The 12,984-nt window shown below is 49.7% G+C and carries 6 protein-coding genes; all 6 read left to right on the top strand.

Going from position 1 to position 12,984, the window contains the following annotated elements; all coding sequences use genetic code 11:
- The first annotated feature begins 36 nt into the window (after positions 1 to 36).
- A complete protein-coding gene (locus tag WMO65_RS08820; RefSeq protein ID WP_033141783.1) occupies positions 37 to 552 on the top strand; it encodes a nitroreductase family protein in 516 nt (171 codons plus the stop codon).
- 69 nt (positions 553 to 621) lie between these two features.
- Complete coding sequence (locus WMO65_RS08815) at positions 622 to 1,926, top strand: 4Fe-4S dicluster domain-containing protein (protein ID WP_103731097.1); 1,305 nt, start codon at positions 622 to 624, stop codon at positions 1,924 to 1,926.
- Between the two features lie 241 nt (positions 1,927 to 2,167).
- Positions 2,168 to 2,620 carry an Hsp20/alpha crystallin family protein gene (locus WMO65_RS08810; RefSeq protein ID WP_081960386.1) on the top strand — a complete coding sequence of 151 codons (453 nt, stop codon included), beginning with the start codon at positions 2,168 to 2,170 and terminating at the stop codon, positions 2,618 to 2,620.
- A gap of 144 nt (positions 2,621 to 2,764) precedes the next feature.
- Complete coding sequence (locus tag WMO65_RS08805; RefSeq protein ID WP_054351265.1) at positions 2,765 to 3,550, top strand: arginase family protein; 786 nt, start codon at positions 2,765 to 2,767, stop codon at positions 3,548 to 3,550.
- A gap of 200 nt (positions 3,551 to 3,750) precedes the next feature.
- Positions 3,751 to 11,136, top strand: coding sequence for a non-ribosomal peptide synthetase (locus tag WMO65_RS08800; RefSeq protein WP_148392735.1), 7,386 nt, complete (start codon positions 3,751 to 3,753; stop codon positions 11,134 to 11,136).
- Positions 11,137 to 11,156: 20 nt separating this feature from the next.
- Positions 11,157 to 12,977: a histidine kinase N-terminal 7TM domain-containing protein gene (locus WMO65_RS08795; RefSeq protein ID WP_033141781.1), complete on the top strand. Its 1,821-nt coding sequence runs from the start codon at positions 11,157 to 11,159 to the stop codon at positions 12,975 to 12,977.
- Positions 12,978 to 12,984 lie beyond the last annotated feature (7 nt).

The raw sequence follows: 12,984 nt of genomic DNA, 5'->3' as shown, positions 1-12,984 counted from the left end.
GATAAAATAAAAGAAAAAACAAGGAGGAATCAGAACATGAATGCAGTGATGGAAAATATTTTGACCAGAAGAAGTATCCGGGCATTTCAAAATAAGGAAATTCCACGAGAAGAGCTGGAACAGATTATCCGGGCCGGACTCTATGCGCCCAGCGGACAGAACCGTCAGACATGGAAATTTACCGTGGTGACAGACCGGGAGCAGATCGGGAAGCTGGCGGAAGTCATAGGAAGGAAACTGGGAAGAGACGGGTATGACATGTACAGCCCTCAGGTTCTGATCATTCCGTCCAATGAAAAGGAAAATCAGCATTCCATGGAGGACAATGCCTGTGCTCTGGAAAATATGTTTCTGGCGGCTCATTCCTTCGGGATTGGTTCTGTCTGGATCAACCAGATGCGGGATATCTGCGATGAGCCTGAGGTGCGGGAGATGTTAAGGAGCTGGGAGATACCGGATTCCCACAGGGTATTCGGCATGGCTGCCCTTGGATATGCTGCGGCATCAGAGAAAAAAGAAGTGAAAAAAACAGGAGAGGTACATTTTGTGTAACAGCCAGGCAGGTATCCGCATTTTCCGTGCGGACCGTAAGTTACCATATTGTATGACAGGACATTTAGCATGGGACATATAACATCAAAAGACGCATATAAAAATCTGGAAGAAAGAATCAACTGGTTTACCCAGGGAGCGCCGCCTTCGGAGACTTTTTATAAGATCCTCCAGGTGCTCTACACGGAGAAGGAGGCAAAATGGGTGGCACTTCTGCCGGTACGCCCCTTCACTTTGAAAAAGGCTGCCCGTATCTGGGGGACCACGGAGGCAAAGGCGGAAAAAGTGCTGGACCATCTGTGTGAGAAGGCGCTGCTGGTGGATTCCACCTACAGGGGAGTCCGCCGTTTTGTCATGCCGCCGCCCATGGCCGGGTTTATTGAATTTGCCCTGATGAGGACCAGAGGGGATATTGACCAGAAGTATCTCAGCGAACTGTATTATCAGTATATGAATGTGGAGGAGGACTTTGTAAAAGACCTTTTCTATGCCACGGAGACAAAGCTGGGCCGTGTCTACGTGCAGGAACCGGTGCTTACCACGGAAAATACCCTGCATATCCTGGACCATGAGCGGGCCAGCCACATTGTGGAGGAGGCAGAGTACATTGGCCTGGGAACCTGTTACTGCAGACATAAGGCATATCACGCGGGGCATCCCTGTGAGATTGATGCTCCCTGGGATGTATGCCTGACTTTCGGCAATGTGGCCCGCTCCCTGGCAGAGCACGGCGGACATGCCCGGCTTATCTCCAAGGAAGAAGCCATGGACGCTCTGGAACGCTCCTACGATGCGGGACTGGTGCAGATCGGGGAGAATGTCAGAGAGGACCCGGCGTTTATCTGTAACTGCTGCGGATGCTGTTGTGAGGCTCTGCAGGCTGCCAGAAAATTCTCTCCCATGCAGCCGGTGGCAACCACCAATTATATCCCGTCGGTGGAGGAGAAGACCTGTATCGGATGCGGAAAGTGTGAGAAGGCATGTCCCATTTTTGCCATTTCCATGGAGACGGTCCCGGAGGACGGGAAAAAGAAAAGACGTCCCGTGGTGGATACGGATATCTGCCTGGGCTGCGGTGTGTGCGCATCCAGATGTCCCAACGGTTCCCTGAAACTGGAGCGGCGTCCGGTACAGGTGATAACGCCTGTGAACAGTACGCACAGGTTTGTGCTCCAGGCCATAGAAAAAGGAACGCTTCAGAACCTCGTATTCGACAATCAGGCATTTGCCAACCACAGAGCCATGGCTGCCGTGTTTGGAGTGATCTTAAATCTGCCTCCGCTGAAACAGGCACTGGCAAGTAAGCAGTTTAAATCTGTATATCTGGATAAACTTTTGTCAAGTGCTGTGAATAAAAGCAGGAATAAAAAATAAACGGAAAAAGGATCTTTCGCTATCTTGCGCTGCATAAGGCCGCGGTGCATAGAAAACGGAAGATTCTTTTTTTGATATATCAAACAACGAAGGTAAAATGTGAAAAAAGTGTGAAATTAGCACTCGCCTATTGACAGTGCTAATAATGCGTGCTATATTACAATTAGAACAAGGGAAAAGAAAGAATCCCCTGCCAAATGTAACAATTCATTGATTGATATATAGGAAAGGAGAATGACTTATGAGAATGATGCCCAGTATTTTTGGAGAAGATTTATTTGATGAATGGATGGATTTTCCTTTTGAGAAGGAGTTCTTCGGAAGGAAGAATCCGCTGTACGGAAAGAATGAGAAGAATCTGATGAAGACCGACGTAAAAGAGACGGAAGATTCCTTTGAAATTGACATTGACCTGCCGGGCTTCAAGAAAGAGAATGTAACGGCCAGACTGGAGAACGGATATCTCACCATCCAGGCATCCAAAGGACTTGACAAGGATAAAGAGGATAAGGAAGGAAAATATATCCGCAGAGAACGCTACGCGGGAAGCTGCTCCAGAAGCTTCTATATCGGCGAAGGCGTTACCCAGGATGAGATTCGGGCCAGATTTGAGGACGGAATCCTTCGTCTCACGGTACCTAAGAAAGACAAAAAACAGGTGGAAGAAAATAAATATATCTCCATTGAAGGATAAGCTTCTTTGTTACCCCTCCTTTGAGGACCGCCGCTTCGTCTGTAAGCGGCGGTCCTTTTTGGCTTGCCGGGAGACAGACAGCAGCAGTTTACAAGATCTGTCTCTCTGTGCTATGGTAAGAGAAAAAACAGGAGATATTTTAGGATGAAGACAGTTATCATGAATTTTTCCGGTGTGTACCCGGAGGAAGATTTTTATAGACAAAAGGCCGGTGATTATGAGATGGTGGATTTTACCCATGCGGAAGGGGTCAATTGTTACTGTACCTCGGAGGCAGAACAGGAGATAAAGGAAAGGATTCGGGCATATGGCCCCTGCGGCATCCATTTTCTGGATTCCGGCAATTATCACTATTTATCAAAATTTTGGATGGAGATGATTGACACTCCTTTTTCCCTTCTTCTTTTTGACAATCACACAGACATGCAGGAATCCGCATTCTTTGGCCTTCTGTCCTGCGGAAGCTGGGTGAGAGAAGCTATGCTGTCCAATCCCCTGCTGAAAAGTGTGTGTATCATAGGGCCAAAGGAGGCAGATTTTCAAAGGGATATACCGTCAAAACAGGTGACCTGGGTATCTGCCGAGGATCTGCAGGAGGGCAGACTACAGAAGTTCAGAGAATTTTTGGAGGGGGAATCCTGTCCCTTATATCTCTCTGTGGACAAGGATATTCTCCGGGGCAGGGATGCAGTCACAAACTGGGACCAGGGAGAGATGAAACTGGACTGCCTTCTGGGCCTGATCGAGGAGGCGGCAGCGGCAAGGAAATGTATCGGAGGGGACATCTGTGGGGAAAATCCACCCGAGAGTGGTTTCTGTGAAAATAGGGAATTACACATAAACAGTCAGACAAATGAAAGATTAAAAGAGGTAATGGCTAAAGTGATGGTAAATTCTACCAATAATAGTAATTCTTATCAGAAAGATTGACACGGGGAATTGTATGCCTGTATAATAAAAAACAAATTGCAAATGTCGAAATTTGTAGAACAGGAAAAGGGAATCTGAGGGGAGAAAAAGACGCGAAAAGTCATGGGACGGGAATGCCGTGGAAGTCTGCACATATGTGCGGAGGGCCGGGCAGTTCGGGGCCTGTGTTTTATTATGTATACGGAGGAAAAAGGGAAAGAATGGAAGAGAGAGCACAAGAGACAAAAGACATCAGGGAATTTCTGCCATTGTCAAACAGCCAGCAGAACATATGGAATCTGGAGATGGCCCATCCGGGTACGCCGATCAATACCATATGCACCGTACTGCGCATTGACGGTAATTTTCATGTGGAGTATCTGCAGGAATGTATCAGGCTTTGTTATGAGGACTATCCTGTTCTGCGCACCAGGATCACACTTCGGGAGGGAGAGGTGTGCCAGTATATTGATCCGCATATACAAAGAAATGTTCCGTTTCTGGATTTTTCCAGGACAAACAAAAAGGGCGCGGATATCTGGGATGTTTCCGTGGCACGGGAGCATATTACGCTTCTGGATTCCCCCCTGTGTCAGATGATACTTTTTAAGAGGGCGGAAAATACAGGCGGAATTCTGACAAAAGTGCATCATATCATAGCGGATGCCTGGTCCCAGACGGTTGTGACCAACCGGATCATTCACAACTATTTCCGCATGTTAAAGGGGGAGGCGCCGGACAGAGAGCCTATGCCGGACTATGCGCTGCATATTGAGCTTGAGAATAAGTATCTCGCCTCAAAAAGCTTTGAACGTGACAGGGAATACTGGAAGTCCATGCTGAAGGATATACAGCCGGCAGCAGCAAAAGAACATCCCTACGCCCAGGTCAGCCCTGTGGGAATCCGCAGGTCTTTTGCAGTCTCCAACCGGATGAACCGTATGATCGCAGGCTTCTGCAGGGAAAAGAAGGTATCCCCTTTTGCCGTGTTTTATATGGCTTTGGCGATCTATCTGCGCAGGATCAAAGGGCAGGAGCGGTTCTGCATCGGTGTCCCCACCATTAACCGTCTGAATTTCAAGGAAAAACAGATGGCAGGCATGTTTGTAAATACTCTGCCCTTTGTCAATGAGCTGGATGCATCCATTTCCTTTCAGGAATTTAATGAAAAGCTGCAGACAGACTGGTACCAGCTTCTCTATCACCAGAGAATGCCGTTTTCGGAGATAAAAAAGCTGGCTGCCCGGAATCAAGAGGGAGCCGCACCGGATCAGCTCTTCGGAATTGTACTGTCCTACCAGAACGGGCAGATCCACCATCTGCAGGGCGCCCAGGTGACCCTGGAAGGGCGCTGGCTCTACAGTGGCTACCAGGCAGAACCTCTGTGTATTCATTTGAGCAGCAGAGATGAGGATAACCGGTTTCAGGTGGATTATGATTATCAGACACAGCTTTTTTCCGAGCGTGAGATCACGACTCTGCATCAGCATTTGATGGACATTCTGCACAGTGCCCTGCTGCATCCCAAGACACCCATAAAAGAACTGTCTGTCATCAGTGAGGAGGAGGAAGAGCGCCTCATCTTTGACTTTAACCAGACAGATACCTGGTATCCGAGAAAACAGAATATAGCCGACCATCTGCGGGAACAGGCAGTCATGAATCCAAAAAGGGCAGCTGTCATATTCAGAAATGAGAGGCTTACCTATGAAAGATTCATAAGGGAGGCAGAGCAGCTTGCAGGGAAAATTGCCTGTTTCTGTCCTGAAGGAGGAAGAAATGTAGCTGTCCTAATGGAGCGCAGTGACAGGCTTCTGGTTGTTATGGCTGCTGTGGCGTTTTCCGGTAATGCATGGCTGCTTATAGACTGCCGCCAGCCGGCTGCGCGTATCAGCGAACTGCTGGAGGGAAGTGAGGCGGTTCTTGTTGTCTCGGACGGGACAGCGGAGATTTTAAATCCCGCCGTACCGGTCTTAACGGAGGAAATGCTTGCAAAGGGAAAGAGTGCCGCCTGTGTTGCTGCAGGACCTGATGACCTGGCCTATCTTGTCTATACATCCGGAAGTACGGGAACACCGAAGGCTGTGGAGGTGGAGCAGCACAGTGTGCTGAATCTGGCGGCTGCCATGGCACCTCTTTATCCCAAAGGGGCGGTTCTGTCCATCTGCAATGTGGGTTTTGATGCCTTTTTGCTGGAGAGCATCAGCGCGCTGTTAAACGGCAGGACCATTGTGATGGCGGAGGAGGCCGTTTGTAACCGGCCTGCAGGTCTGGCAGATCTCATTAACGGTTACGACGCCGGATTTATGGCTTTAACGCCCTCCAGGCTTCTGGAATATCTGAAGGACCCGGCATTTGGAAAGGCCATGTCTCATATAGAATGCGTTGTATGCGGAGGAGAAAGTATGCCTCCGGAGCTTTACCATGCTCTGCGTTTCTGTTCTTCTGTTCAATTATATAACCAATACGGTCCGTCTGAGGCCACTGTGGCAGTGAGTCACAGCGCGGTTACCGGCAATGAGATGATTTCCATCGGGAAACCTCTCGGCAACTGCAGAATTTATATACTGGACGAATCCATGCGTCCCCTGCCTGTGGGTGCTGCCGGTGAGCTTTATATCGGCGGGGACTGCCTGGCCAGGGGGTATCATGGAGATGAGGAACTCACCAGGAAAAAGTTCGTGGAGGACCCCTATATTCCCGGTGAACGTCTGTACCGGACAGGTGATATGGGATACTGGACGCAGGACGGTGAGATCATATTTACGGGCAGGAAAGACGGACAGTTAAAAATCCTGGGGCACAGAATGGAGCCTGCGGAGATTGAGGAAAAACTGGTGTCGCATCCAAAAGTAAATATGGCTGCAGTGAAAGCTTTTGACAATCTTCTGATTGCCTATTATACCTCCGGGGAAGGGCTTGAGGGAGAAGAACTTCTCTCTTACGCGGCATTTTATCTGCCAAGATATCAGGTGCCTGCAATGGCGGTGCTTCTGGAAGAAATGCCGGTCACTGCCAGCGGAAAAGTGGATTATAAAAAGCTTCCGAAACCGTATATGCCTGATGTACAGGAGGCACCTGCCGACGAACTGGAAGAAAAACTGCTGGAAATATGGAGGAAATCCCTGCAGCAGCCCGGGCTGAGCATTCATTCCGATTATTTTCTAAGCGGCGGGGATTCCCTGAACGCGGTTGCCATGCTGACGGAAGTGGAACGGGAGTTTTCTGTCCTTCCTGAGCTGACCAGCCTGTATGCCTGCCGGACTGTACGGCGCTTTGCCAATCTGCTGCGCGGCAGCAAGGCAGATGCGTCCTCTTACCACACAGAGATACCAAAGGCCCCTGACGGTGATACATATCCGCTGACGGCTGCCCAGAGAAGCTTTTATGTGCTGGAGCAGACAGATGAGACAAAGACAGGCTATCACATGCCCGGGATTTTTCTCGTGGAGGGTAATCTGGACAGGGAAACACTGACTCGTGCGTTTCACAGAATCATAGAGGAGGATGAGACCTTCAGGACAGGATTTGAGATATCCGGTTCCAGGGTACAGGCCCGTGTGCACAGGCAGGTGGAGTTTGAGCTGGAGGAAGTGCAGGGGCGGAATATAAAAGAGGCGGCCGCCGGTTTTATACGGCCGTTTTCCCTTGACAGACCGCCGCTTATGCGGGCCGGATTTTTCACGGAGGGGGAAAAGAAATATCTGCTTCTGGATATACATCACCTGATCTCCGATGGCATGAGCAGCCAGCTTGTTTTTGAACGGCTTCACAGAGCGTGCCTGGGGGAAGAGACGGAAATGCCGAATACTACTTACAGGGATTATGCCTGGTGGGTGGATAAAAGACCGGAAAAACTGCAGAAACGCCAGGAGGATTACTGGAGGGCCAGGCTTTTAGAAGACCGGGAGGAGCTTCGTCTTCCCACAGACAGGATACGCCCCGGTGTGTTTGACGGGCGGGGGGCCAGATATTATTTCCATATGCCGCATGAGATGGAGGAAGCGGGAAGAAAATTTTGTGCCCAGCAGCAGGTGACCCCTTACATGCTGCTTCTGTCCGCATTCGGCATATTGCTCTTCGGCGTGTGCGGACAGGAAAAAATCGTTGTGGGGACTCCTGTTTCAGGCCGGCGCCACGGGGATCTGAGCCGGGTGACAGGTGTGTTCGTGAATACCCTTCCTGTATTTTTGGAGCCGGAGAGAAAGAAAAACTATCTGGAATATCTGCATCAGGTGCGGGAACGTGTGCTGGAAATGCTGGACAATCAGGATACACCCCTGGAAGATATCGTAGCCATGTCAAATGCAGAGCGGAACAGGGACAGGAATCCCCTGTATCAGGTGCTGTTTTCCCTGACCGCAGCGCAGACCGAAAATCTGCCTCTGGGAGATGCGAAACTCTCCATGGTGCAGATGGAAGAAGTATCTGTGAAGATGGATCTTCATCTGGAAGTGATCCAAAGCGGAGAGGAAAGCCGTTTTTGTTTTGAGTACGCGAAATCTCTTTTTGACAGTGTGACCATTGCGTTTTACAGCCGCTGTTATCTGGAAATCTTAAGACAGATCCTGGAGCTTCCCCATCAGGAGATCGGCAGCATCAGTCTGTTGGAGGACAGTGACAGAATCCGCCTGCTGGAGGAACCGAATTTTGTGAGAATGCCTTATGACGGTACTCTGATCGACCGGTTGATCGACCGGCAGGCACGTCTCTATCCGTCACGCACGGCTGTATGCTGGGGCAGTAATAAGACATATACGTTCGGGGAATTAAAAGAAAAGTCAGATGGTCTGGCAGCGTATCTGATCAGCAGGAATATTCAGCATGGAGACAGAGTGGCCTTTCTTTTAAAACGGGATGGGGATATGCTGGCAGCCATGCTGGGAATTTTAAAAGCAGGAGCTGTCTATCTTCCCCTGGACCCTGCACTTCCGAAAGAACGGATCTGCTATATGCTGGAAAATGCGGAGGCAAAGCTGCTTCTGTGCAGCAATGAAGTGAAATTGCCCGGGGAGATCCCCTGTCCGGTGCTTCCCCCTGTCTTTGATGGTGACAGGGCAAAACTGCCTGTAAAGGGACGCAGCGGCGGGGATGTGCTGAATGTGATATATACCTCAGGAACAACAGGACAGCCCAAGGGCGTTATGATGGTACACAAAGCAATTTCAAACCTGGCGGCACATGCAGATGCTATTCTCGGAAGGGAGAATAGCTGTGTGCTCTGTGCGTCCAACTGCGTATTTGATGTGTTTACCATAGAGACGCTGCTGGCCCTTGCCAGAGGAAGGCGTGTCAGTGTGGCGGATGAGGAGGAAATGCTTCTCCCCTGGAAGATGGCGGAGCGGATGAGAAAGGACGGCGCTGCGGTGCTGCAGCTCACGCCTTCCAGAATACAGATGTGTCTGCAGGAGGCTTCCTTTGCGGAAGTTCTTGCACAGACGGAGGTATTGATCCTCATGGGAGAGCCGTGGACACTGGCACTGAAGGAGAGAATCAGGAAGCTTACCAATGCCCGGATCTTTAATATCTATGGTCCCACAGAGACATCTGTTTACAACTGCCAGGGGGATATTACGGATGACAATGCCATCCACATAGGAAAGCCCATCGGCAACTGCCGCTATTATCTTCTGGACCGGGAGATGCGGCAGGTGATGCCTACCGGGACAGGTGAGATTTACATAGCCGGGGAATGCCTTGCAAAAGGGTATATCAACAGGGATGATCTTACGGAACAGGCATTTCTGCCGGACCCCTTCTTTGCGGGTGAGTTCATGTATAAAACAGGTGATCTGGGACGCCTTCGGGCTGACGGGAACTGGCAGTGCCTGGGAAGAGTGGATTCTCAGCTAAAGCTCAACGGACACAGGATTGAGCCTGAAGAAATCGAGGCACAGATGCTGCAGTCCGGTCTTGTAAAAGAGGCGGCAGTGGTGCCTGTGAAAAGAGAGGGAACCGTATCAGCGCTCTGTGCTTTTGCTGTGCCCCAGGCCGGATTTTCGGAAGGATCCGTAAGAGATTTTCTGGCAGAGAGGCTGCCTGACTATATGGTACCCGGTCAGGTGAGAACTCTTGCGCAGATGCCCAGGACCTCCAGCGGAAAAGCGGACAGGAAGGCTCTGGAAGGAATGGCATGTATTTCGGATACAAAAGAGAAAAACGCACAGGCTGCGGAGGACGAGCATTTCGATGAAACAGTTATCGCACCGAAGGACGAACATTCCGATGAAACGGTTATCGCACCGGAGGAAATCTGGCGTGAAGTTCTGGGCCAGGAGCCGGATCTGGATAAGAGCTTTTTTGTACAGGGAGGAACTTCTCTGACTGCTATTGTGGTCCTGAGCCACTATTACAGCCGGCATTGGGATTTTTCACTCAACGATTTTTACCGGCATCCCACTTTGCGGGAACAGATACAGATGATTGGAAAGAGCGCGGATCATGTCTCCGAAAAAGAGGAGAAAACAGAGGGGCTCGAGTCAAAGCCGGCCGCAGCGGAGGAACGTCTGCCAAGATATGTATGCAGTCTTTCCGAGAAAGCAGATACAGGGAAAAATTTACTGCTGACAGGCGCTGCCGGTTATCTGGGAGCACATCTTCTTCGAGAACTGACGGCAGATGATCAGAAAACCATATATTGTCTTTTGAGAAAAGGCAGAGAGGCAAAGCTTACGCAGGTGCTTTCCTTCTATTTCGGAAAAAGCGGTGCAGACAAAATAAAAAGACAGGTCAGGATACTGGAGGGAGATATTACCCTTCCGGATCTGGGACTTGACAGGGAGATATATGAAAACCTCACAGATACCATAGAAACCGTAATCCATGCGGCAGCGGATGTCCGTCATTATGCACCCATGGAGGAACTGCTTCTGACAAATGTGGAGGGGACAAAGCATATGGTTTCCCTGGCTGAGAAAGCGGACGCGCTGTATATTCATATCTCCACAGTCAGTGTTTCGGGAGAATTTTTAAAGGATGCACCGAAGCTGCCGGCAGTATTCTCGGAGAGAGATCTGGATATGGGGCAGAACTGGGAGGAGAATCCCTACGTGAAAAGCAAGATCCTGGCTGAGGCGTGGGTCTGCCGGGCCATGGACAGGGGATTGAAGGCCGGTATTTTCCGGGTTGGACGCCTCATAGGCAGAAAGAGCGACGGGGTGTTCCAGATAAATCCGGAGACCAACGCGTTTTACCGTCTGGTAAAAGGTATTCTGGAACTTGGGCAGATGCCGGAAGAATTTTACCGCATGCTGCTTGAGGTCACACCTGTAGACCAGTGTGCCCGGGCCGTCTGCAGTCTGATGGGACAGCCGGGCGGTGCCTGGCATATTGTGAACCCGGATGAGGTGTCTTTGGGTGCCCTTCTGGAAGAATGCGGGCAGGTAGAGTGTGTATCTGACCAGGTATTTGAGGAAAATTTGAGAAAACAGGCGTCAGCGTCCAGTTCACCCTATATACAGGCTGCAGCGGAAACTTATTTTTCAGGCAGGGCACAGAGAACTGCCATTTATGTGGATGCGAGAAGGACGGTGTGTGAACTGAAACGTGTGCAGTTTGACTGGGACCATACGGACTTATATCAGGCAGTGCGCTGTTTTAGAAGCTGAGAGGAAAGCAGGGAGATTTTATGGAACGAATCATGACACATCTGGTGGATGTAGCGGTCACTATTCTGATTTTCTTTCTTTACAGCTGTATCCGGAAGGGCAGACTGCCGCTGCTGCAGAGGCTCTACGTGGCGGCATCGGCGTTTCTCCTTATCTGGCTTCTGGCGATTGCCGGAATCCTGGGGGGTGCTGACAGCAGTATGCAGGTGCTCACCATACTGGACGCTATCACCTGCGGTGCCTGCGCGCTGATGGTGGTCACTGTGCTGCTTTTGACAATTGCGTTTATATACAATTATGAAAAGCTTCCAAGGATATTTTATTTTCTCTATATCCTGCCGGTGGTGACCTCCCTGATTGTATTTACAAATCCATGGCATCATCTTTTTTATAAACAGTTTTCCATCTATGCCTCAGAGGTGAAATTCGGACCGTTGTTCATCCTGTCAGGCAGTCAGTATTATATTTACTGTATTCTGTCCATTGTGCTGGCCTTAAGGAACGGCATCAGGAAGAGAAATAACAGCGCAGTGTGGCAGTCCATTTTATTTGCATGGGGGCTGATCGTGCCGGTGTGTGTCAATCTTTTAGCAACCCTGAAGATTGTCAATCTGTCCATCGCGGCAACTCCCATTGCTTTCATGTTCACGATCATCTGCCACGGAATAGCAATTTATTATCTGAATTTTTTAAACATCAAGCCCATCGCACTGCAGAATATAATTGACAATATTTCGGATGGTTATGTGATCATTTCCTCAGACAGCCAGATCATCAATATGAATGATGCCTTCCGGGAGAATTTCGGGGAAAGCTACGGTATGAAAAATAACGTATATCTGGACCGGCAGGTGGAAGTTCTGGATGAACAGAAAAGGGATGTGATCTACAATCTGTTAAGTTTTTTTGATATCTGCAGACAGACGGTGAGCGTGATCACCTATGAGCAGGCAGTGATAAAAGACGACAAAAAGATTTATTATTCCGTGGAGCTGACTCCGGTATTCGGAAAACAGAGAATGATGGGCGTGGTGGCGCTTTTCAAGGACGTGACACAGGTAAAAGAGGAGATTCGGCAGCAGCAGCAGAAACTGAGCCAGGAGATGGAGCGGGAGCGGCTGGCTTCCCTGGGACAGATGATCGGAGGCATTTCCCATAACTTAAAAACACCGATCATGTCTGTCTCAGGCAGTGTGGAGTCTCTGGAAAAACTGGTGGATGAATATACGATCAGTCTTGGGGATGAAGATGTGACGGTGGAGGATTATCAGGAAATTGCGGGGGATATGAGAGCGTGGCTTGGAAAAATCAGGGAGAGCTGTGCTTACATGTCTGATATCATCACCACAGTGAAGGGACTGGCTACGAATATGAACACCAACAATATTGTGGAATTTACAGTGGATGAAGTGTTCAGAAGAGTGTTTCTGCTGATGAAGCACAGTCTTGCCAAGCACGGCTGTGTTTTATCCATGGAAAATGAACTGCCCGGGGATGCTGTTTTAAAGGGGGATATCAACAATCTGGTACAGGTGGTCAACAATCTGGTGGACAATGCCATGGATGCCATGAAGGAGGAAGGCGGGAAGATCACCCTCTGCGCGGAAAAGAAAAACGGGAATATTCTGATCAAGGTGAAGGACAGCGGACCGGGAATTGCCCCGGAGGTTATGGAACGGCTGTTTCACTCCATGGTGACGACGAAAGGGGCAATGGGAACCGGCCTGGGGCTTTACAGTTCCGCAGGTTTGATACGGGGTAAGTTCAGCGGAAGAATGTGGGCTGAAAATCTGCCGGAGGGCGGAGCTGTCTTCTGCGTGGAACTGCCCCTGCAAAGTTAAGAGAAAA

Origin of the sequence: Blautia caccae, from assembly GCF_040095955.1 — a bacterium.
Lineage (GTDB): Bacteria > Bacillota > Clostridia > Lachnospirales > Lachnospiraceae > Blautia > Blautia celeris.
This window is presented reverse-complemented; position numbering and strand designations above follow the sequence as displayed.